At 55.3% G+C, this 22,078-nt stretch carries 17 protein-coding genes and 1 tRNA gene; 15 read left to right on the top strand and 3 right to left on the bottom strand.

Annotated elements, in window-relative coordinates:
* Positions 1 to 11 precede the first annotated feature (11 nt).
* From apaG to ACI7MX_RS19070, 7 genes are all read left to right on the top strand, one after another.
* The gene (apaG, locus tag ACI7MX_RS19100; protein WP_405590553.1) at positions 12 to 392 is read left to right on the top strand and encodes a Co2+/Mg2+ efflux protein ApaG; all 381 of its coding nucleotides are present in this window, start codon (positions 12 to 14) and stop codon (positions 390 to 392) included.
* Positions 392 to 1,261, top strand: a complete 870-nt coding sequence (locus ACI7MX_RS19095; protein WP_405590556.1) for a symmetrical bis(5'-nucleosyl)-tetraphosphatase — start codon at positions 392 to 394, stop codon at positions 1,259 to 1,261. Before apaG ends, ACI7MX_RS19095 begins: the two co-directional genes overlap by 1 nt.
* Before the next feature lie 32 nt (positions 1,262 to 1,293).
* Positions 1,294 to 1,623: a thiosulfate sulfurtransferase GlpE gene (glpE, locus tag ACI7MX_RS19090; protein WP_405590559.1), complete on the top strand. Its 330-nt coding sequence runs from the start codon at positions 1,294 to 1,296 to the stop codon at positions 1,621 to 1,623.
* A 300-nt stretch (positions 1,624 to 1,923) separates the two neighbouring features.
* Positions 1,924 to 3,846: a PrkA family serine protein kinase gene (locus ACI7MX_RS19085; protein WP_153378041.1), complete on the top strand. Its 1,923-nt coding sequence runs from the start codon at positions 1,924 to 1,926 to the stop codon at positions 3,844 to 3,846.
* A 118-nt stretch (positions 3,847 to 3,964) separates the two neighbouring features.
* A complete protein-coding gene (locus ACI7MX_RS19080; protein ID WP_405590562.1) occupies positions 3,965 to 5,239 on the top strand; it encodes a YeaH/YhbH family protein in 1,275 nt (424 codons plus the stop codon).
* Entirely contained in the window at positions 5,236 to 6,798 is a 1,563-nt protein-coding gene (locus tag ACI7MX_RS19075) for a SpoVR family protein (protein ID WP_314489370.1), read from the top strand. The genes ACI7MX_RS19080 and ACI7MX_RS19075 overlap by 4 nt, the downstream gene beginning before the upstream one ends.
* Before the next feature lie 61 nt (positions 6,799 to 6,859).
* Positions 6,860 to 8,113: a multifunctional CCA addition/repair protein gene (locus ACI7MX_RS19070; protein ID WP_405590566.1), complete on the top strand. Its 1,254-nt coding sequence runs from the start codon at positions 6,860 to 6,862 to the stop codon at positions 8,111 to 8,113.
* Between the two features lie 93 nt (positions 8,114 to 8,206).
* On the opposite strand, the gene folK is transcribed toward ACI7MX_RS19070, so the two are convergent.
* Positions 8,207 to 8,743, bottom strand: coding sequence for a 2-amino-4-hydroxy-6-hydroxymethyldihydropteridine diphosphokinase (gene folK / locus ACI7MX_RS19065; RefSeq protein ID WP_314489376.1), 537 nt, complete (start codon positions 8,741 to 8,743; stop codon positions 8,207 to 8,209).
* Complete coding sequence (folB, locus tag ACI7MX_RS19060; RefSeq protein WP_314489381.1) at positions 8,734 to 9,087, bottom strand: dihydroneopterin aldolase; 354 nt, start codon at positions 9,085 to 9,087, stop codon at positions 8,734 to 8,736. The genes folK and folB overlap by 10 nt, the downstream gene beginning before the upstream one ends.
* Positions 9,088 to 9,161: 74 nt before the next feature.
* Here folB and plsY point away from each other — a divergent pair, with 74 nt between their 5' ends.
* A complete protein-coding gene (gene plsY, locus ACI7MX_RS19055) occupies positions 9,162 to 9,731 on the top strand; it encodes a glycerol-3-phosphate 1-O-acyltransferase PlsY (protein ID WP_405590570.1) in 570 nt (189 codons plus the stop codon).
* 42 nt (positions 9,732 to 9,773) lie between these two features.
* On the opposite strand, the gene tsaD is transcribed toward plsY, so the two are convergent.
* Positions 9,774 to 10,799, bottom strand: a complete 1,026-nt coding sequence (tsaD, locus tag ACI7MX_RS19050) for a tRNA (adenosine(37)-N6)-threonylcarbamoyltransferase complex transferase subunit TsaD (protein WP_405590573.1) — start codon at positions 10,797 to 10,799, stop codon at positions 9,774 to 9,776.
* A 198-nt stretch (positions 10,800 to 10,997) separates the two neighbouring features.
* On the opposite strand from tsaD, the gene rpsU reads away from it, so the two are divergent.
* From rpsU to ACI7MX_RS19015, 7 genes are all read left to right on the top strand, one after another.
* Complete coding sequence (gene rpsU / locus ACI7MX_RS19045; RefSeq protein ID WP_002551877.1) at positions 10,998 to 11,213, top strand: 30S ribosomal protein S21; 216 nt, start codon at positions 10,998 to 11,000, stop codon at positions 11,211 to 11,213.
* A gap of 475 nt (positions 11,214 to 11,688) precedes the next feature.
* The gene (gene dnaG / locus ACI7MX_RS19040) at positions 11,689 to 13,638 is read left to right on the top strand and encodes a DNA primase (protein WP_405590674.1); all 1,950 of its coding nucleotides are present in this window, start codon (positions 11,689 to 11,691) and stop codon (positions 13,636 to 13,638) included.
* 68 nt (positions 13,639 to 13,706) lie between these two features.
* Positions 13,707 to 15,554: an RNA polymerase sigma factor RpoD gene (rpoD, locus tag ACI7MX_RS19035; protein WP_405590580.1), complete on the top strand. Its 1,848-nt coding sequence runs from the start codon at positions 13,707 to 13,709 to the stop codon at positions 15,552 to 15,554.
* A 107-nt stretch (positions 15,555 to 15,661) separates the two neighbouring features.
* Positions 15,662 to 19,033, top strand: a complete 3,372-nt coding sequence (locus tag ACI7MX_RS19030; protein WP_405590583.1) for a bifunctional diguanylate cyclase/phosphodiesterase — start codon at positions 15,662 to 15,664, stop codon at positions 19,031 to 19,033.
* A 15-nt stretch (positions 19,034 to 19,048) separates the two neighbouring features.
* Positions 19,049 to 19,125: transfer RNA gene (locus ACI7MX_RS19025), tRNA-Ile, on the top strand.
* Positions 19,126 to 19,778: 653 nt separating this feature from the next.
* Entirely contained in the window at positions 19,779 to 20,231 is a 453-nt protein-coding gene (locus tag ACI7MX_RS19020; RefSeq protein ID WP_314485573.1) for an Lrp/AsnC family transcriptional regulator, read from the top strand.
* A 150-nt stretch (positions 20,232 to 20,381) separates the two neighbouring features.
* Positions 20,382 to 22,064, top strand: coding sequence for a flavin monoamine oxidase family protein (locus ACI7MX_RS19015; protein ID WP_405590585.1), 1,683 nt, complete (start codon positions 20,382 to 20,384; stop codon positions 22,062 to 22,064).
* The last annotated feature ends 14 nt before the right edge of the window (positions 22,065 to 22,078 follow it).

Below are 22,078 nucleotides of genomic sequence, written 5' to 3'. Positions count from 1 at the left end.
AGGCCTCTCGCATGTCCGATCCCCGCTATCAGATCGACGTCAGCGTCGTCACGCGTTACCTGCCAGAACAGTCCCAGCCAGATCAAAAGCGCTTCGCTTTTGCCTATACGGTCACGGTGCAGAACAATGGCTCGCTTCCCGCACAACTGCTTTCCCGCCACTGGGTGATAACAGACGGTGACGGTCATGTGGAAGAAGTCCGCGGTGCTGGCGTTATCGGTCAACAACCGCTGATCGCCGCAGGTCAGCAACATGTCTATAGCAGCGGCTCGGTCATCGGCACTCGTGTCGGCAACATGCAAGGCAGCTTTCTCATGCGCGCCGAAGACGGCGAACAGTTCAAGGCGATTATTGCGCCTTTCCTCCTTGCCATGCCCGGAGCCCTGCACTGATGGCGGTCTATGCGGTTGGCGACCTGCAAGGCTGCCTGCAACCGCTTAAATGCCTATTGGCGCGCGTGGCCTTTGACCCTGCCAAAGACACACTGTGGCTGGTGGGTGATCTGGTGAATCGCGGTCCGCAATCACTGGAGACGTTACGTTTCCTGTATCAAATGCGTGAATCACTAGTTTGCGTGCTGGGTAATCACGACCTGCATCTTCTGGCTGTGAGCCACAATGTAGAACGCCTGAAAAAAGGCGACACCCTGCGCGAAATCCTTCAGGCACCCGACTGCGACGTACTGCTGAACTGGCTGCGCCAGCAACCCTTGCTGCATTACGATGTAGCGCGCAATACCGCTTTGGTGCATGCCGGAATTCCGCCGCAATGGTCGTTGAAAAAAGCCCTCAAATACGCCAACGAAGTCGAACACGCTCTTCGTGACGACAACTTATTAGGGCCATTTCTCGACGGCATGTACGGTAACGAGCCGGCAAAATGGGACAACGACCTCAGCGGGGTCGCACGCCTGCGAGTTATTACCAACTATTTCACACGCATGCGTTTCTGCACCCGCGATGGCAAACTCGACCTCAAAAGCAAGGAAGGTGTCGGTACGGCACCGCCCGGCTATGCACCGTGGTTCAGTTACAAAGAACGTAAGACTCAAGACCTCAAAATCATCTTTGGGCATTGGGCTGCACTGGAAGGCAACTGCAAGGAACCCGGGATTTTCGCACTCGATACCGGCTGTGTCTGGGGTGGTTCCATGACCCTGCTCAACGTCGACACGGGTCAGAAACTGAGCTGCGATTGCGATGACCTTAGCCTTGCCCACACGTTGCCCACCCCACCTTCTACCCCTTTGGACGCAGGCTAAGATCGCCCGCTGTCAGGCCACAGGAACCCTACATGACCGAATTCAAACGTATCCCGCCTCAAGAAGCTCAAGCCCTGCGCGAGCAAGGTGCTGTTGTGGTTGATATCCGCGACCCACAGGCTTTCGCCGCCGGCCATATCAGTGGTGCCAAGCACCTCGACAACCATTCCCTGCACGACTTCATTGCCAACGCCGATCTCGACAAGCCGCTGATCGTCGCCTGCTATCACGGTAACTCCAGCCAAAGTGCTGCGGCGTACCTGGTCGGCCAGGGTTTTAGCGAGGTCTATAGCCTTGATGGTGGATTCGAGCTATGGCGTGCAACCTATCCGAAAGAAACGGCCCAAAACCCAGCCGAGTAATATTTTTATTCGCGTCAAGCCCGCGTGATCAGTGGGCTGGCGCCCTGCCTGACCAACGGTCAAACCCAACAAATCACGCATCTCTCCTTGACCTCTCCAATTACCAACTATCCTTTACCTCAGGCCATCCAAATCTGGGGAGAGCCGGTACACCGGTGAGTGGATTATCAGTAGTAATTTCAACGGGTTAGACCCATTGATGGTGTTCTGGGGGGTACACAGCAACTGTAATGTTGCTGCATGCCAGCACTCGAGCTGACCGATCAATCGCCGACTCCACGTATCGAGCGAGGTGACGTCATGAGTATTTTTAGCCACTTCCAACAACGCTTTGAATCCACACGCCAGGAAGAGCTCACGCTCCAGGAATATCTGGAGCTGTGCAAAAACGATAAAAGCGCTTACGCCTCAGCCGCTGAAAGGCTGCTGCTGGCCATCGGTGAACCGGAACTGCTGGACACCTCGACCAACTCTCGCTTGTCGCGAATTTTCTCCAACAAAGTGATTCGCCGCTATCCGGCCTTTGAAGACTTCCACGGGATGGAAGAATGCATCGACCAGATTGTTTCCTATTTCCGCCATGCGGCGCAGGGCCTTGAAGAGAAGAAACAAATCCTCTATTTACTGGGCCCGGTGGGCGGCGGTAAATCATCACTGGCCGAAAAACTGAAACAACTGATCGAAAAAGTCCCCTTCTACGCGATCAAAGGCTCGCCCGTCTTCGAATCGCCTTTGGGTTTGTTTAATGCCACTGAAGACGGTGCCATTCTCGAAGAAGACTTTGGCATTCCAAAGCGCTACCTGAGCACCATCATGTCTCCATGGGCAACCAAACGGCTGGCCGAGTTTGGCGGTGATATCAGCCAATTCCGCGTGGTTAAACTCTACCCCTCGATTCTCAACCAGATCGGCGTCGCCAAAACGGAACCCGGTGACGAAAACAACCAGGACATTTCAGCCCTGGTCGGTAAGGTTGATATTCGCAAGCTCGAAGAATTCCCGCAGAACGACGCCGATGCCTATAGCTACTCAGGCGCGCTGTGCCGGGCCAACCAAGGCCTGATGGAATTTGTGGAGATGTTCAAGGCGCCTATCAAGGTCTTGCACCCGCTGCTCACAGCGACCCAAGAAGGTAACTACAACAGTACAGAAGGCTTGGGCGCGATTCCGTTTACCGGCATCCTGCTCGCTCACTCCAACGAATCGGAGTGGCACACCTTCCGCAACAACAAGAACAACGAAGCGTTTATCGACCGGATCTACATCGTCAAAGTGCCGTATTGCCTGCGCGTCAGCGATGAAATCAAGATCTACGACAAACTCTTGTTCAATAGCTCGCTGGCCAAAGCCCATTGCGCACCTGACACCCTGAAGATGCTTGCACAGTTCACGGTGCTGTCACGCCTTAAGGAGCCGGAAAACTCCAATATCTACTCCAAGATGCGGGTTTACGATGGCGAAAACCTAAAAGACACCGACCCGAAAGCCAAATCGATTCAGGAATACCGCGACAGTGCCGGTGTTGACGAAGGCATGAACGGCCTTTCGACCCGTTTCGCCTTCAAGATTCTGTCCAAGGTGTTCAACTTCGACCCTCACGAAATTGCCGCCAACCCGGTGCACCTGCTTTACGTGCTGGAACAACAGATCGAGCAAGAACAATTCCAGGCCGAAACCCGCGAACGCTACTTGCGCTTCCTGAAGGAATACCTGGCCCCGCGTTACATCGAGTTTATCGGCAAGGAAATCCAGACTGCTTACCTGGAGTCCTACAGCGAGTACGGGCAGAACATCTTCGACCGCTACGTGCTGTACGCAGACTTCTGGATTCAGGATCAGGAATACCGCGACCCGGAAACGGGCGAAATCCTCAATCGTGTGGCCCTCAACGAGGAGCTTGAAAAAATCGAAAAACCGGCTGGCATCAGCAACCCGAAAGATTTCCGCAACGAAATCGTCAACTTCGTGCTGCGTGCTCGCGCCAACAACAACGGTAAGAATCCGACCTGGCTCAGCTACGAAAAACTGCGGGTAGTCATCGAGAAGAAAATGTTCTCCAACACCGAAGATCTATTGCCGGTTATCAGCTTCAACGCCAAAGCGAGCAAAGAGGATCAGCAAAAGCACAATGACTTCGTGACGCGAATGGTCGAACGGGGTTACACCGACAAACAAGTACGACTGCTCTCCGAGTGGTACCTGCGGGTCAGGAAATCGCAATAAAAGCAGCGGCAAGCTCCTAGCTACAAGCTGTAAGAGAACAGCGCATAAACCTGGATACCTGGAAACCGCTGTTACTTGCAGCTTGCAGCTCACCCCTTGAAGCTGCCCGGAGGGCCCCATGAGCTATGTGATTGACCGACGCCTGAATGGCAAGAACAAGAGCACGGTAAACCGCCAGCGCTTTCTGCGGCGCTACCGTGACCATATTAAAAAGGCCGTTGAAGAGGCCGTAGGTCGCCGATCCATAACCGACATGGAACATGGCGAACAAATCAGTATTCCAGGGCGAGATATAGACGAGCCCGTGCTTCATCACGGCCGCGGTGGCAAACAAACCGTGGTTCACCCCGGCAACAAGGAATTCACCAGCGGCGAACATATCCAGCGCCCACAAGGCGGCGCCGGTGGGGGCGGCGGACCTGGCAAGGCGGGCAATTCCGGCGAGGGCATGGATGAGTTCGTGTTTCAGATCACCCAGGAAGAATTCCTGGAATTCATGTTTGAGGATCTGGAACTGCCGAACCTGGTCAAACGCAATCTCACCGGCACAGACACCTTCAAAACTGTGCGGGCGGGTATCAGCAACGAAGGCAATCCGTCACGCATCAATATCATTCGCACGCTGCGTTCAGCCCATGCACGCCGCATTGCCTTGTCCGGGAGTAGCCGGGCAAAACTCAGGGATGCCAAAGCCGAACTGGAGAGACTCAAACGCGAAGAACCTGACAATTTTGGCGATATCAAAGACATCGAGAGCGAGATAGAGAAGCTCAGCGCACGCATCCATCGCGTTCCGTTTCTAGACACCTTTGACCTCAAGTACAACCTGCTGGTCAAACAACCCAATCCCAGCTCAAAAGCCGTCATGTTTTGCCTGATGGACGTTTCAGGCTCCATGACTCAGGCCACCAAAGACATCGCCAAACGCTTTTTCATCCTGCTGTACCTGTTCTTGAAGCGTAACTACGACAAGATCGATGTTGTCTTCATTCGCCATCACACCAGCGCCCGCGAAGTCGATGAAGAAGAGTTTTTCTACTCAAGGGAGACTGGCGGCACCATTGTTTCCAGCGCCCTGAAACTGATGCAGGAGATCATGGCCGAACGCTACCCCACCAACGAGTGGAACATTTACGCCGCCCAGGCTTCGGACGGTGATAACTGGAACGATGACTCACCTATTTGCCGTGACATTCTGATCAACCAGATCATGCCGTTCGTGCAGTACTACACTTATGTAGAAATTACCCCCCGCGAACATCAGGCCCTCTGGTACGAGTACGAACGCATCAGCGATGCTTTTTCTGACACCTTCGCACAACAGCAACTGGTCTCGGCCGGCGATATTTATCCGGTCTTCCGTGAACTCTTCCAGCGCAGGTTAGTGACATGACCGCCAAAGAGAATAAACGCCAGCCCCTGTCCACCGGCTCAGAGTGGACCTTTGAACTGATCCAGGCCTATGACCGGGAAATCAGTCGCCTGGCCGAGCGCTACGCGCTCGACACCTACCCCAACCAGATTGAAGTCATCACTGCAGAACAAATGATGGATGCCTACGCCTCTGTCGGTATGCCTCTGGGCTATCACCATTGGTCTTACGGCAAACATTTCTTGAGTACCGAGAAATCCTACAGCCGCGGTCAAATGGGACTGGCTTACGAGATCGTCATCAACTCCGACCCGTGCATTGCCTACCTGATGGAAGAAAACACCATCTGCATGCAGGCTCTGGTAGTGGCTCATGCGTGTTATGGGCATAACAGCTTCTTCAAGGGCAACTACCTGTTCAGAACCTGGACCGATGCCAGTTCGATCATCGATTACTTGGTATTCGCCAAGCAGTACATCATGCAATGCGAAGAGCGCCACGGCATTGATGCGGTCGAAGACCTGCTTGACTCGTGCCATGCGCTCATGAACTACGGGGTCGACCGCTACAAGCGCCCTTATCCGATTTCGGCCGAAGAGGAGCGTCGCCGGCAAAAAGATCGCGAAGAGCACCTGCAAAAGCAGATTAACGATCTGTGGCGAACCATCCCCAAAAGCGCTGACAAGTTCAGCGAAAAAGACAATGCCCGCTTTCCTGAAGAGCCGCAGGAAAACATTCTGTATTTTATTGAGAAACACGCCCCGCTACTGGAACCGTGGCAGCGGGAAATCGTGCGCATCGTGCGCAAAATCGCTCAGTATTTTTACCCGCAGCGTCAAACCCAGGTGATGAACGAGGGTTGGGCGACATTCTGGCATTACACCTTGATGAACGACCTCTATAACGAAGGCCTTGTAACGGAAGGCTTTATGATGGAGTTCTTGATTTCCCACACCAGCGTGGTCTTTCAACCGGGCTTTGACAGCCCTTACTACAGCGGCATTAACCCCTATGCGCTGGGGTTTGCCATGTATTGCGACATTCGCCGCATTTGCGAAAACCCAACTGAAGAGGACCGCCGCTGGTTCCCTGACATGGCGGGCAGCGATTGGCTGTCGAGCATCAAATTCGCCATGAGCAGCTTCAAGGATGAAAGCTTCATCCTGCAATACTTGTCACCCAAGGTGATCCGCGACCTGAAACTGTTCAGCATCATGGATGACGATCAAAAAGACGACCTTCTGGTGCCGGCCATTCACGATGAGAACGGCTACCGGATTATTCGTGAAACATTGGCCGCCCAGTACAACCTGGGCAATCGCGAACCCAATATTCAAATCTGGAGCATTGACCGACGCGGAGATCGCTCATTGACCTTGCGTCACCAGCAACATGACCGCAAACCCTTGGGCGAATCCACCGACGAAGTCCTTAAACACTTGCACCGCCTGTGGGGTTTCGACATTCATCTCGAGACCGTTCAAGGCGATCAAGTCATGAAAGTGCACCATGTCCCCCCAAAAGGAGAGTCGGGTAACGGTGATTATGGCCGCCTGGATATGAGCGCCATTCACCTGTAACACACTGAGCCTCCGTTAAGGGCTTACAGGGGCTATCCTGTGCCGCTAACGGAGGTTTTTTATGCAGATTTATAAAGTTGGCGGCGCAGTACGTGATCGCCTGCTGGGCAAACCCGTAACAGACATTGACTGGGTCGTCGTGGGAGCATCCGCCGAACAGATGCTCGCCCAAGGGTATCGACCTGTGGGCACTGACTTCCCGGTGTTCCTGCACCCCAAAACCGGCGAAGAATACGCGCTGGCGCGTACCGAACGAAAAAGCGGGCGCGGATATGGCGGTTTCGTTTTCCACGCCAGTCCCGAGGTCACGCTGGAACAAGACTTGATACGCCGAGACTTGACCATCAATGCAATGGCCGAGGATGAAGCGGGCAATGTCATCGATCCTTACCACGGCTTGCGTGATCTTGAAGATCGGGTTTTACGTCATGTTTCACCTGCCTTTGCCGAAGACCCCTTGCGAGTGCTGCGGGTTGCCCGATTTGCGGCCCGCTATGCCGGTCTTGGTTTCAGCATCGCACCTGAAACGCTGGAACTGATGCGCCAACTGTCACAATCCGGCGAACTGCAAGCACTGACCCCAGAGCGCTGCTGGAAAGAAATCTCTCGCGCCCTGATGGAAGATCACCCTCAGGTATTTATTGAAGTGCTGCGTAGCTGTGAGGCACTCGAAGTGTTGTTGCCTGAGGTCAATGCACTCTTTGGCGTGCCACAACCGCCAGCCCATCACCCGGAAATCGACAGCGGCGTTCACACCCTCAGCGTGCTTGAACAAGCGGCCTTGCACCGTCAACCACTCACAGTGCGATGGGCTTGCCTGCTGCATGACCTGGGCAAAGGTTTAACGCCCGAGGACCAATGGCCCCGGCATATTGCCCACGAGCATAAAGGGCTACGACTGATCAAAGCAGTCAACGAGCGCTACAAAGTGCCGCGTGATTGTCAGGAACTGGCGCTATTGGTGGGCGAATACCACACCCATGGCCATCGGGCTCTGGAACTTAAAGCGTCAACACTGCTGGAGCTGCTCCAGCGCTTTGATGTGTACCGTCGGCCGCAGCGTTTTGAAGAATTCATTGTGGCGTGTGAAATGGACGCCAAAGGACGCTTGGGGCTGGAAAATCGGCCTTATCCGCAGGCTAATTACTTGCGCGGCGCGGCGCGGGCCGCGCAGGCGGTAGCGGTTCAGCCGCTGCTGGAGCAAGGGTTCAAAGGCCCACAGCTGGGTGAAGCCCTAAAACAAGAACGGCTAAAGGCGCTACAAACCTACAGAGAGACCGCAAAAGGTCAGGCTCAGGACTCCCATTCCTCGTAGTCGATGACGAAGGCTGCAATCGAGCGCGAAACGGTCGCTAAACGGTGGCAAGTTCTACCGCGCTGTGTTGTCGATCGCAGCCTTCGTACCGCGTCAGCGACTACGACTCGTCGACAGTAATGAGTCTGGCGTCAACTGCTCGCCCTGCCATTCAAAAGCGGCGGGCGCAAGCACTTGGTCTATTTCGGCCTCTGCCCAAATCTGGGCAAGGGGCTTGGCCACAACCGGATGGATCTTTTCGGGTGCGATCAATGCCAGTGGCCAAAGTACAAAAGCATTGGTCAGCACCTCTGCACGGGGCAAGGTCAACCCATCAAAATTACCGACTAGATCGCCGTAAAACAGCACATCTATATCAAGTGGCAAACCTTTGCGATCGTGGGCATAACGCCCATTATCTGCTTCGATCAGCTTCAAACGTCGACCCAGCTCAAACAACCCCAAATCCGTCTTGGCCGCCACCACCAAATTGAAAAAAGGGCCGCTTTTGATACCCACCGGCTGACTCTCAAACACCGGCGAACAGCGCATGTCTTGCAAAAAATCAGCAAGCGCATCAAGACCCGCGCACAGATTTTTTTCACGCTCGACATTGCTGCCCAGCCCAAGGTAAACCTGAGTTAGCGACATCCGCGCTCAATCTCCACACCCACACCTGAAGCCGCAGCCACTGCACCCGGCTTGGTCAACTTAAGGCGCAACCACGGAATATTGAATTCACTCATCAACACCTCAGCCAAACGCTCGGCAAAGGTTTCAACCAACTGAAATTGCGCTGCCTCAGCAAACGCCTGGATACGCGTGGAAACGCTGGCGTAATCCAGGGCAAGCGTCAGGTCATCACCAGCCGCAGCCGGGCGATTATCCCACGCAAAACTCAGGTCAAGCCGCAGGCATTGGCGGATGCCACGCTCCCAGTCATAAGCACCAATCACGGTGTCAACTTCCAGGCCTTCGATAAACACTCTGTCCAAGCACTCTTCTCCGCAGCACGACAAGGGCGCAATGCGCCGTTAGAATCAGGGCATCCTCGCCCGGAATAGTTAGCATGTTTTGGTTACTGGCGATCCTCGCCTACCTGCTTGGCTCTCTGTCCTTCGCCATTTTGCTCAGCCGCCTGACGGGCAATCCCGACCCGCGAATGAGCGGCTCAGGCAATGCTGGCGCGACCAACATGTTGCGTCTGGCCGGCAAAACACTCGCCATCCTGACCTTGCTGGGCGACCTGTGCAAAGGCCTGTTCCCCGTCCTGCTGGCCAGCCAGCTCGGACTTTCGCTCCAGCAACAAGCCTGGATCGGCGCATGCGCCGTGCTGGGCCACATGTACCCACTGTACTTCCGTTTCCGCGGAGGCAAAGGCGTCGCTACGGCCGCTGGCATGCTGTTGGGGCTTTACCCGCCAGCCGCATTATTGGCTATGACTGCATGGCTACTGACCTTCCAGCTGACCCGCACCAGCTCACTGGCGGCACTGATTGCAACACCGCTGACCCTGCCGTTGTTCGCCTGGCTCGAGCCCACCGCCCTGCTACCCATGAGCGCCTTGACGGCATTGATCGTCTGGCGACACCGCCGTAATTTACGCGACCTTATGGCTGGGCGCGAACGGCATTTCTGAATCAGGCAGATGAAAACACTCACCTCATCTGCCCAACTGCACTCACAAAGGCTTCAACTGCTCCATCGGCCAGCGCGCTTGCACACTGATCGCCAGACTTTCGTGCTGTCCCGCCTGCAAACGCTGACAACCGGCAAATGCAATCATGGCCCCGTTATCCGTACAGAATTCCGGGCGAGCGTAGTAAACATGCCCATTCATGCCACCGAGCATTTTTTCGAGTGATTCGCGCAACGCCTTGTTGGCACTCACCCCGCCCGCAATCACCAGACGCTGCATGCCAGCCTGCTTCAATGCGCGCTTGCATTTGATGGTGAGCGTCTCGACCACCGCTTGCTGGAAAGCCAGGGCGATGTCGCAACGAGCCTGATCAAGATCATCGCCCGCCGCAACACAGCGCTGCCACGTGTTCAAGGCGAAGGTTTTAAGCCCACTGAAGCTGAATGCCAGCCCTGGACGATCCGTCATGGGCTTGGGGAACACAAATCGACCCGCAACGCCCTGAGACGCCAGACGCGCGATCTCAGGCCCGCCCGGGTAGTTGAGCCCCATCATCTTGGCTGTTTTGTCGAATGCCTCTCCTGCAGCATCATCGAGGGTCTCGCCAAGCAATTCGTATTGACCAATACCGTCAACACGCACCAACTGGGTATGCCCCCCTGATACCAACAAAGCGACGAACGGGAACTGCGGCGGCTGTTCTTCCAGCATCGGCGCCAGCAAGTGGCCTTCCATGTGATGGACGCCAAGGGCCGGAATACCCCAGGCAAAAGCCAGCGCCTGAGCGCAAGAGGCCCCGACCAGAAGGGCTCCGACCAATCCAGGACCTGCTGTGTAAGCGATGGCGTCAATCTCTGTAGGCACACAATCGGCCTCAGCAAGAACCTGACGAATCAAAGGCAGCATGCGACGCACATGATCGCGCGAGGCAAGCTCGGGAACGACACCGCCGTAAGCGCGGTGCAGATCAATCTGACTGAACAGTGCATCGGCCAAAAGCCCGCGTTCACTGTCGTATAGCGCGACGCCGGTTTCGTCGCAGGAAGTTTCTAATCCCAGTACTAGCATGGGTTTACGCCTTGTAGAGGCTAAATTCGAAGGCGCGCATAATAGTCGCCACTCCCGCCCCCGGCCAGCGGTTTTCGATCAGAGGCTTTGCATTCCGGGCGATGAGGGGTTAACATCCGCAACCCTTAAAAACCGACGTCTTCCAACGCGATTTTGCCTTGAGACGTTGACCCCGGTAATGAATGAAGGTAGCTCTGGATGCCAGCCGTCAAAGTAAAAGAGAACGAACCCTTCGACGTAGCTCTGCGTCGTTTCAAGCGCTCCTGCGAAAAAGCCGGTGTTCTGGCTGAAGTTCGCAGCCGCGAATTTTACGAGAAGCCGACTTCTGAGCGTAAGCGTAAAGCAGCAGCTGCTGTTAAGCGCCACGCGAAGAAAGTTCAGCGCGAGCAGCGCCGCGCCGTTCGTCTGTACTAATACACAGACGTTCGTTGCATGCTTCTGCCAAGCCCGGCCTAAAGCCGGGCCGTAGGCAGTTGCAGCAAGTTACACGCACCACTGTCAAGGCCGCAGATGCGACCGCGACAAAACGCTTTATCACGTCAGACCTGGCCTAATAGCCAGCGGTGCACGTCTTTACTGACGAGCCTTCCAAGGCTACCGACGAGCACACCCCTCTGATTCTCCTCAAAGACGATCAGCCCAAGGCACGCCTCACGTGCCTGCTTATTGAGCTATCCGAGGCCAGCCATTGGCCAACAGCGGAACTCAGAGCGCTACACCTACCGAAGCCATTTACACTGATTACTTAATGATCAGCCGTGTTTCGACAGATACACTTCCCCCACATGATTGAGCAGACGTCTTGCAACCCGGCAAAGCCCTTGCCTGCACGCTTTAATGACCACGCCTTTTATGCAGGTTAATGCTGCGCAGTGATGACGAGAACGCCATGGCCGGGCTAATTCCCCAGAGCTTTATTGACGACCTTCTGAACCGTACCGATATCGTCGATGTCGTTAGCTCACGCGTGCAAATGAAGAAAGCCGGCAAAAACTACACTGCCTGCTGCCCCTTCCACAAAGAAAAAACGCCATCTTTCAGCGTTAGCCCGGACAAACAGTTTTATTACTGCTTTGGCTGCGGTGCTGGTGGCAATGCCCTCGGCTTCATCATGGACCACGACAACCTGGATTTCCCCCAGGCCGTCGAAGAACTGGCCAAAGCCGCCGGCATGGAGATACCCCGAGAAGAAAGTGGCCGCCCGCACAAGCCGCGGCAACCCACTGACTCTCCGCTGTACCCGCTTCTTACTGCTGCGGCTGAATTTTATCGCCAGGCTTTAAAGAGTCATCCCGCAAGAAAAGCGGCCGTGGATTACCTCAAAGGCCGCGGCCTGACCGGCGAAATAGCCCGCGATTTTGGGCTAGGGTTCGCACCGCCAGGCTGGGACAACCTGTACAAACACCTGAGCAGTGACACCCTTCAGCAAAAAGCGATGATTGACGCCGGCCTACTGGTCGAGAATGCCGAAACCGGCAAGCGCTATGACCGCTTTCGTGATCGCGTGATGTTTCCGATCCGCGACAGCCGCGGCCGCATCATCGCATTCGGCGGCAGGGTGCTAGGTGACGACAAACCCAAATACCTGAACTCCCCTGAAACCCCGGTGTTCCACAAAGGCCAAGAGTTATACGGGCTGTTCGAAGCGCGCAAGTTTAACCGCAGCCTCGACGAAATCATTGTGGTTGAAGGCTACATGGACGTCATCGCACTCGCCCAGCAAGGCTTGCGCAACGCGGTGGCCACGCTGGGTACCGCCACCAGCGAAGAGCACATGAAGCGCCTGTTTCGGGTGGTGCCCAGCGTATTGTTCTGCTTTGACGGTGATCAGGCCGGTCGCAATGCCGCCTGGCGCGCACTTGAAGCGACACTGCCATGCCTGCAAGACGGCCGACGCGCACGGTTTCTCTTTCTGCCTGAAGGCGAAGACCCGGACACTCTCGTACGCTCCGAAGGCACCGATGCCTTCAAGGCCCGAATCAACCAGCACGCACAACCGCTGGCCGATTACTTCTTCCAGCAACTGACCGAAGAGGCCGATCCACGCTCGCTCGAAGGCAAGGCTCATATGGCCACCTTGGCAGCACCGCTGATCGATAAAGTACCCGGCGCCAACCTTCGGACTTTGATGCGCCAACGCCTGAGCGAGATCACTGGCCTGACCAGCGAAACCGTAAGCCAGCTGGCACAAAAAGCCCCCCCGCCGCCTCAAACAGCCTATGACCCAGGCATTGATTACGATGCCATGCCCGATTACAGCGACTTCCAGCAACCGGATGCCTACGTCCCTCAACAGGAATGGACACCCAAGAAACCCGGCGCTGGCGGCAAGAAATGGGAAAACAAACCCTGGGACAAAAAAGGCAAACGCGGCGGGGAGCGGGAGCAAGCCTGGATCCCAGTCGGGGTAGAGCCTCCCACGCTAACGGCCTTGCGGACTCTGTTGCACCATCCACAACTGGCAAAAAAAGTTGAAGATGCGGGGCACTTTGCCGCAGAAGACCAGACAAATAATCAACTGCTGATTGCTCTGGTAGAGGCCGTACAGAAAAATCCTAAGCTAAGCTCTATACAGTTGTTGTCCCGCTGGCACGGGACAGAGCAAGGCCGATTGCTACAAAGACTGCTGGAAAAGGAATGGCTAATTGATGCCGACAACCTTGAACAACAGTTTTTTGACACCATAACTAGCTTGTCAGCTCGCCAACGCGAGCGAAATTTAGAGCAACTTCTTCGAAAAGCACGTCAAGGCGAGCTAAGTAGTGAGGAGAAGCAACAGTTACTTGACCTTCTTGGTCGTAACAATTGCGCATCAAACCCGACCTCAACTGGCGCGTGAGGTCATAGCTAAGGTATAATCCTCGGCTTGTTTTTTTGCCCGCCAAGACCTTCAGTGGATAGGGTGTTATGTCCGGAAAAGCGCAACAGCAGTCTCGTATCAAAGAGTTGATCACCCTCGGCCGTGAGCAGAAGTATCTGACTTACGCAGAGGTCAACGACCACCTGCCCGAAGATATTTCAGATCCGGAGCAAGTGGAAGACATCATCCGCATGATTAATGACATGGGGATCCCCGTACACGAGAGTGCTCCGGATGCGGACGCCCTTATGTTGGCCGATGCCGACACCGACGAGGCAGCTGCTGAAGAAGCAGCTGCAGCGTTGGCGGCAGTAGAGACCGACATTGGTCGTACTACCGACCCTGTACGCATGTATATGCGTGAAATGGGCACGGTAGAACTGCTGACACGTGAAGGCGAAATTGAAATCGCCAAGCGTATCGAAGAAGGCATCCGTGAAGTGATGGGCGCAATCGCGCACTTCCCTGGCACGGTTGACCATATTCTCTCCGAGTACACTCGCGTCACCACCGAAGGTGGTCGCCTGTCCGACGTTCTGAGTGGTTATATCGACCCGGACGACGGTATTGCGCCGCCCGCAGCCGAAGTGCCGCCTCCTGTCGACCCTAAGGTTAAAGCCGAAGGTGATGACGAAGAAGACGAAAAGGAAGAGAGCAGCGACGAAGAGGAAGAGGTCGAAAGCGGCCCTGACCCGATCATCGCAGCACAGCGCTTCGGCGCCGTCTCTGACCAGATGGAAATCACGCGCAAGGCACTGAAAAAGCACGGTCGCGACAGCAAGCAGGCAATTGCCGAGCTGGTTGCGCTGGCTGAGCTGTTCATGCCGATCAAGCTGGTCCCGAAGCAATTCGAAGGCCTGGTTGAACGTGTGCGCAGCGCTCTGGAGCGCCTGCGGGCACAAGAGCGCGCCATCATGCAGCTGTGTGTACGTGATGCACGTATGCCGCGTACTGATTTCCTGCGCCTGTTTCCAGGCCATGAAGTTGACGAAAGCTGGAGCGAAGGCCTGGCCAAAGGTAAAAGCAAATACGCTGAAGCCATTGGTCGCCTGCAGCCGGACATCATCCGTTGCCAGCAAAAGCTGTCTGCTCTGGAGGCTGAAACTGGCCTGAAGATTGCCGAGATCAAGGACATCAACCGTCGCATGTCGATCGGTGAGGCGAAAGCCCGCCGCGCGAAGAAAGAAATGGTTGAAGCCAACTTGCGTCTGGTGATTTCCATCGCCAAGAAGTACACCAACCGTGGCTTGCAGTTCCTCGACCTGATCCAGGAAGGCAACATCGGCTTGATGAAAGCGGTAGACAAGTTTGAATACCGTCGCGGCTACAAATTCTCGACTTATGCCACCTGGTGGATCCGTCAGGCGATCACTCGCTCGATCGCCGACCAGGCCCGCACCATCCGTATTCCGGTGCACATGATCGAGACGATCAACAAGCTCAACCGTATTTCCCGCCAGATGCTGCAGGAAATGGGCCGTGAACCGACCCCGGAAGAGTTGGGCGAACGCATGGAAATGCCTGAGGATAAAATCCGTAAGGTATTGAAGATCGCTAAAGAGCCGATCTCCATGGAAACCCCGATCGGTGATGACGAAGACTCCCATCTGGGCGACTTCATCGAAGACTCGACTATGCAGTCGCCAATCGATGTAGCCACCGTTGAGAGCCTTAAAGAAGCGACACGCGACGTACTCGGCGGCCTCACGGCCCGTGAAGCCAAGGTACTGCGCATGCGTTTCGGTATCGACATGAATACCGACCACACCCTTGAGGAGGTTGGTAAACAGTTCGACGTTACCCGTGAGCGTATTCGTCAGATCGAAGCCAAGGCGTTGCGCAAGCTACGCCACCCGACGAGAAGCGAGCATCTACGCTCCTTCCTCGACGAGTAAGACCAAAACCCCCGGCCCTGCCGGGGGTTTTGTTTTATGCCTGATACCCTTCCCCCGCGCTACAGTCCGACTACACTCCTTGCACCCGAGTGTATTTCGAGAAGCGCATGCCACGATCGCTTGCTGCCCTGTTCCTGTCATTTATTGCTTGGACGACTGACGTTGGCGCCTTAACGCTCACTGATGAAGAACAGCACTGGCTCGACGACCACCCACAACTGCGTCTTGGCATTGATGCGACATGGCCACCCTTCGAGTTCCGTAACCAGGATGGCCGCTACACAGGTCTGGCCGCTGACTATGTGGCATTGATCGAAGAGCGTCTGGGCATAGCCACCCAACCGGTAGAGCCCTATAGCTGGGGCAACGTCCTGGAAATGGCCAAAGCCAATAAAGTCGATTGGCTACCCGGCATCATGTCGACTCCCGAACGCCAAAAAAGCCTTGCGTTCACCCGCCCCTATCTAGATTTCCCCATCGTTATCCTCGCCCACAAGGGCGGACCGGCGCCTCACAGCATCAAAGAACTGTATGGCCTCAAAGTCGCGGTGGTCGAAGACTATGCACCCCATGAATTGCTTCAAGCCCAGCATCCTGACTTGAACATCGTCGCGCTTCCCAACGTAAGTTCTGCTCTTCAGGCGTTAGCCACCGATCAAGTGGATGCCATGGTCGGGGACTTGGCCTCCAGTGTATGGAGCCTGCGCCAACTCAAGCTCCACGGCCTTTATGTAAGTGGCGAAACGCCCTATCGGTACCAGCTGGCGATGGCCACCCCTAAAGACGAGCCTCTATGGACAGGAATTCTCGACAAAGTATTGGCTGACATCACCCCCGCCGAGACACAGGTCATACAAGAACGCTGGATAGGCTCCACAAGCGACTACTCCCCGGTGTGGCATACCCTGCTGACCTATGCCCTGCCTGGCGTCTTGCTCCTGATGACCGTGCTGATCGTTGTCATTCGCATCAATCGCCGCCTGAGCACTGAAATCTCTCGACGCATTGCCCTAGAGCAAGCGCTACGCAGCAGCGAATATCACTACAGAGGCCTGATAGAAAGCCTTGGCGCGATTTCGTGGGAAGTACGTCTGGATAATTACACCTACAGTTACGTGTCTCCACAGGCAGAAGCTTTGCTCGGCTATCCTCTCAGCGACTGGCTACTTGAGGGTTTCAGGAGCCGTCTTGTTCAGCCCGATGACCTGCCGTGGGTTCACGCTTATTGCGATGAGGAGATCAGTAACGGACGCGATCATAGCGTTGACTATCGCGTCATCACCGCGCACGGCAAAACCTTGTGGATAAGAGACATAGTTAGCATTACGACCCACAACCAACAACCCGTACTGCGCGGTTTGATGATCAACATCAGTCAAACAAAAGAGACCGAAGAAGCATTGCTCCTCTCTGAGGCAAAGTTCGCTAGAGCCTTTCATGTATCGCCTGATGGCCTTTTACTGACCCGACAACGCGATGGCCTGTTAATCGAAGTCAACGAAGGCTTTAGTCAAACCATGGGCTACAGCAACTCAGACGTACTGTACCGCTCAACACTTGAGCTAAGGTTATGGGCCGATCCGCAGCAGCGACTTGAGTTGCTGGCCCTGCTTGATCAACAGGGCTTTGTCCGCGACTTCCGGTGCAGCATGCGGCACAAGGACGGACGCATATTGCTCTGCGAGATATCCGCTCGCCCCCTGATGATTGGCACCGAAGACTGCATGCTGACCATCGCCCGCGACATCACCGAAAGCCAGCTCATGCAGGAAAAACTCCTGCAAACGGCAACGGTGTTTGACAGCACAGCTGAAGGCATCATCTTCACTGATCTGCAGCAGCGCATCACCGCGGTCAATCGTGCTTTTACAGAAATCACCGGCTTTAGCGAGAGCGAAGCTCTGGGCCAATCTTCACGCTTAATGGCGTCAGGGCAGCACGACAGCGCCTTCTACGTCTCGATGTGGCATCAGCTGTCCAACGAAGGCCACTGGCAGGGCGAAATCTGCAACAAGCGTAAAAATGGCGAAACTTACCCTTGCTGGATGACCATCAGCGCGGTATACGGCAGCGACCATCAAATTACCCATTTCGTGGCCGTTTTTGCTGATATCTCCAGCCTCAAACACGCACAAGACCGCCTCGATCATCAGGCACACCATGACCCGCTGACTAACCTCCCCAACCGCTTGCTGTTTGAAAATCGGTTGCAACAGGCGCTCAGCCAACCCGATCGGTATGGCCAGCAAGGTGCCGTATTATTTCTCGATCTGGACCGCTTCAAAAATATCAACGACAGCCTTGGCCATCCCATTGGCGACTTGTTGCTCAATGCTATCGCTTCCCGCCTGAAAGAGCAGTTGCGCGACATCGACACGGTGGCCCGCCAAGGTGGGGACGAGTTCATCATCCTACTACCGGCACTAAAGAGCCCCAGCGATGCAGAACTGATTGCCAACAAACTGCTGGCTTGTTTCAACGCCCCCTTTGTTGCAGGTGAGCATGAGCTTTTTATCAGTGCCAGCATCGGCGCCAGCATCTACCCCGATGACGGAACCGACGTCGCCACTCTGGTCAAAAACGCCGATGCGGCGATGTACCGCTCAAAGCTTAAAGGGCGCAATCGTATTGAACGCTACACCCGTGACCTGACTGCCCAAGCCAGTGCGCGAGTCCTGCTTGAACAAGAACTGCGACGCGCGCTGGAACGGGGCCAATTGTCATTGTCTTATCAACCCAAAATCAGCCTGACAGACCATAGCCTGGTGGGCGCTGAAGCACTGATTCGATGGAATCATCCCGAACTGGGAAACATCCCGCCTGATCGCTTTATCGCTCTGGCCGAAGAAAACGGCATGATCATTCCCATCGGCGATTGGGTGCTTGAGCACACGTGCCATCAATTAAATGCCTGGAAGCAACTGTATGAACCCTTCGGCCCCGTGTCCGTCAACTTGTCAGGCACACAACTGCGCCAACCCGCACTGCTTGCACGCATTCAAGAACTGCTCAGAAGTTACGCCCTTGAGCCAGACGCATTACAACTGGAAATCACCGAAAACTTCATCATGAGTCAAACCGAAGAAGCGCTTGACGTCTTGCATAAGCTCAAGCAGCTCGGCGTGCAACTGGCCATTGATGACTTCGGCACCGGGTATTCCTCCCTCAGTTACCTCAAACGTTTACCGCTCAACACGCTGAAAATCGACCAGTCCTTTATCCGCGGGCTCCCGGATGATGCCGATGATGTCGCCATCGTCCGCGCCATCATTGCACTGGGGCGCAGCATGCAGCTGACCATCATCGCCGAAGGTGTAGAAACCCAGGCACAACAGGATTTCCTGGCCAAAGAAGGCTGCGAACAAATCCAGGGATACCTCGTCAGCGTGCCGTTATCGGCGGATGAATTCGCAGCTTCCTTTCTTCGTATGTCTTTTTCAGACTTTTCGGATAGCACTGGCGCTAAACCATCGTTATAATCCGCGACCTACTGAGGGCCTATAGCTCAGTTGGTTAGAGCAGGGGACTCATAATCCCTTGGTCGTAGGTTCGAGTCCTACTGGGCCCACCATACTCAAAGCCGCGCACTGCGCGGCTTTCGTGTTTCTGGAGTGGAGACTGTTTTTACAGTCCTACGCGACATGTGTACCCAGCAGGCAAAGTGCTGGTTCGCCAACACCCCGCAATCCCCTCCCCTATGGCTACACCTCAACGGCCCTTCCATGCCCTGTGTGTGCGCAGGACAGATCTCGACGCTTTGTGCGCACGGGAAAAAAAATATAAATAGGCTAGAGTTCAACGCTGTGCAGCGTTCGCACAAGGCTCGCAGGCCCTCAGGATTTGATATCGGAAGTTACAGAAGCGGCCTTTTAGATGAGGGCCGTGAGAAGTGATTTGCGGGCCCACCACACAATGGCATATGACGTTTTCCGGCCTCGGATTCTAAGTGTCTGGCATGGGTCAGGCATAAAAGAGGGCGCGGAACCTAAAGGAGATGGCATGAAGAGCAAAGTTAAAAAGGGACATGTGTTTTTGATTATGTTTATTGCGTTTGCTGTGTTCAGTTTCCTGATGACTAACTGGGATCAATCGTTGTGAGTGCCTGATTGCCACGTAAGTGAACTTGGGAGAGCTTGCTTGCATTGGCCCGCTCAGCTGCAAAGCACAATCATTGACAGCCCTGTACCATGAACATCCACATCGCTCATGCCACAGGAACGTCCCTTGTCCGATACCCGCCCACCCGCGCTGGATGAAATCGACCGTCAATTGATTGCCGCCTTGCAGCTCAATGCCCGTGAAAGCGTGGCGATGCTGGCTCGTCAGTTGGGCATTGCGCGCACAACGGTGACTTCGCGTCTGGCACGACTGGAGAAGACCCGAGTCATCACAGGATACGGCGTGCGTTTGGGCCAGCGTCTGATTGATGGCGGTCTGCAAGCTTACGTCGGGATTACGGTGCAGCCACGCTCTGGTAAGGATGTGGTGCGGCGCTTAAGCGCAATGGCTCAGGTGCAACAGCTGTGTGCGGTGAGCGGTGAGTTCGACTACGTGGCATGGCTGCGCAGCGACTCCCCCGAGCAACTGGACCAATTGCTTGATCAGATCGGCAGCGTTGAAGGCGTCGAAAAAACCACAACGTCGATCATTCTCAGCAGCAAAGTGGATCGCGGATAACGCATTACTACTGCCCATCTCGTCATATTGACTAAAAATAAGCCATTACGACGACAGTTTGCGTCTTATTAACGAGTTCTACGCTCCCTATCATGGTGCCTGTCTTTTCCTATACTCAGCGTTATGCGCGGGTCGCCACCAAGGTCAGCCATGAACAAGAAGAATCGTCACCCTCTGGACGGCAAAAAACCCGTCACCATCTTCGGCCCGGACTTCCCCTTCGCGTTTGATGACTGGATCGAACACCCGGCGGGCTTGGGCAGTATTCCCGTAGAGAAACTGGGTGCTGAGGTGGCTATTGTCGGTGCGGGCATGGCCGGCATGGTGGCGGCCTACGAATTGATGAAGCTGGGCCTCAAGCCCGTGGTGTATGAAGCCTCGAAAATGGGCGGGCGTCTGCGCTCACAAGCCTTTGAAGGCAGCGAAGGGGTGATCGCTGAACTGGGCGGTATGCGCTTCCCGGTGTCTTCAACTGCGTTTTACCACTACGTCGATAAGCTGGGGCTGGAAACCAAACCCTTCCCTAACCCGCTTACCCCCGCGTCAGGCAGCACAGTGATTGACCTTGAAGGCCAAACCTTCTACGCCCAAAAACTCTCGGACTTGCCTGCGCTGTTCCAGGAGGTAGCCGACGCCTGGGCAGATGCACTAGAAGCAGGTTCACGCTTTGGCGATATTCAGCAAGCGATCCGTGACCGTGACGTGCCTCGCCTGAAAGAATTGTGGAACACGCTGGTGCCGCTGTGGGATGACCGCACGTTTTACGACTTCGTCGCGACCTCAAAAGCCTTTGCCAAGTTGTCGTTCCAGCATCGCGAAGTGTTTGGCCAAGTCGGGTTCGGCACAGGCGGCTGGGACTCTGACTTCCCCAACTCCATGCTCGAAATTTTCCGCGTGGTCATGACCAACTGCGACGATCATCAACACCTCGTGGTAGGTGGCGTAGAACAAGTGCCACTGGGCATCTGGCGTCACGCGCCTGAACGCTGCGCCCACTGGCCCGAAGGCACCAGCCTTAGCTCGCTGCACCACGGAGCGCCGCGTACCGGGGTCAAAAGCATCAGCCGCAGTGCCGACGGTCAGTTTTCGGTCACCGACAATCTTGGTGTCACCCGTCCTTACGAAGCGGTTCTGGTCACCTGCCAAAGTTGGCTGCTGACCACACAAATTGAGTGCGAAGAGTCGCTGTTCTCACAAAAAGTGTGGATGGCGCTGGACCGTACACGCTACATGCAATCGTCGAAAACGTTCGTCATGGTTGATCGCCCTTTCTGGAAAGACAAAGACCCGGAGACTGGCCGCGACCTGATGAGCATGACGCTGACCGATCGGCTCACCCGCGGCACTTACCTGTTTGATCACGGCGACGATAAACCAGGTGTGATCTGCCTGTCGTATTCGTGGATGAGCGATGCTCTGAAAATGCTGCCGCATCCTGTCGAAAAACGCGTCAAGCTGGCGCTGGATTCGCTGAAGAAGATCTACCCGAAGGTGGATATTGCCAGCCGCATCATTGGCGACCCGATCACCGTGTCATGGGAAGCTGACCCGCACTTTCTCGGCGCCTTTAAAGGTGCGCTGCCGGGGCACTATCGTTACAACCAGCGCATGTACGCGCACTTTATGCAGCAGGATTTCCCACAGGAACAACGGGGCATTTTTATTGCCGGAGATGATGTGTCCTGGACACCCGCATGGGTCGAAGGTGCGGTACAGACCTCATTGAACGCGGTATGGGGCATCATGACCCACTTCGGCGGCAGTACCCACGCCGCAAACCCCGGCCCTGGCGATGTGTTTAATGATATTGGTCCCATCGCCTTGCCGGATTGATTCGCCCCCCAGAA

This window comes from Pseudomonas sp. 2024-210, from assembly GCF_045062345.1.
Classification (GTDB): domain Bacteria; phylum Pseudomonadota; class Gammaproteobacteria; order Pseudomonadales; family Pseudomonadaceae; genus Aquipseudomonas.
Note: the sequence above shows the minus strand (reverse complement) of the source record. Positions and strands in the feature narration are given on the sequence as shown.

Bases quoted from the DNA above. Each gene is read 5' to 3' on its own strand.
- apaG (WP_405590553.1), top strand. From the start codon at position 12: ATGTCCGATCCCCGCTATCAGATCGACGTCAGCGTCGTCACGCGTTAC.
- ACI7MX_RS19095 (WP_405590556.1), top strand. From the start codon at position 392: ATGGCGGTCTATGCGGTTGGCGACCTGCAAGGCTGCCTGCAACCGCTT.
- glpE (WP_405590559.1), top strand. From the start codon at position 1,294: ATGACCGAATTCAAACGTATCCCGCCTCAAGAAGCTCAAGCCCTGCGC.
- ACI7MX_RS19085 (WP_153378041.1), top strand. From the start codon at position 1,924: ATGAGTATTTTTAGCCACTTCCAACAACGCTTTGAATCCACACGCCAG.
- ACI7MX_RS19080 (WP_405590562.1), top strand. From the start codon at position 3,965: ATGAGCTATGTGATTGACCGACGCCTGAATGGCAAGAACAAGAGCACG.
- ACI7MX_RS19075 (WP_314489370.1), top strand. From the start codon at position 5,236: ATGACCGCCAAAGAGAATAAACGCCAGCCCCTGTCCACCGGCTCAGAG.
- ACI7MX_RS19070 (WP_405590566.1), top strand. From the start codon at position 6,860: ATGCAGATTTATAAAGTTGGCGGCGCAGTACGTGATCGCCTGCTGGGC.
- folK (WP_314489376.1), bottom strand. From the start codon at position 8,743: ATGTCGCTAACTCAGGTTTACCTTGGGCTGGGCAGCAATGTCGAGCGT.
- plsY (WP_405590570.1), top strand. From the start codon at position 9,162: ATGTTTTGGTTACTGGCGATCCTCGCCTACCTGCTTGGCTCTCTGTCC.
- tsaD (WP_405590573.1), bottom strand. From the start codon at position 10,799: ATGCTAGTACTGGGATTAGAAACTTCCTGCGACGAAACCGGCGTCGCG.
- rpsU (WP_002551877.1), top strand. From the start codon at position 10,998: ATGCCAGCCGTCAAAGTAAAAGAGAACGAACCCTTCGACGTAGCTCTG.
- dnaG (WP_405590674.1), top strand. From the start codon at position 11,689: ATGGCCGGGCTAATTCCCCAGAGCTTTATTGACGACCTTCTGAACCGT.
- rpoD (WP_405590580.1), top strand. From the start codon at position 13,707: ATGTCCGGAAAAGCGCAACAGCAGTCTCGTATCAAAGAGTTGATCACC.
- ACI7MX_RS19030 (WP_405590583.1), top strand. From the start codon at position 15,662: ATGCCACGATCGCTTGCTGCCCTGTTCCTGTCATTTATTGCTTGGACG.
- ACI7MX_RS19015 (WP_405590585.1), top strand. From the start codon at position 20,382: ATGAACAAGAAGAATCGTCACCCTCTGGACGGCAAAAAACCCGTCACC.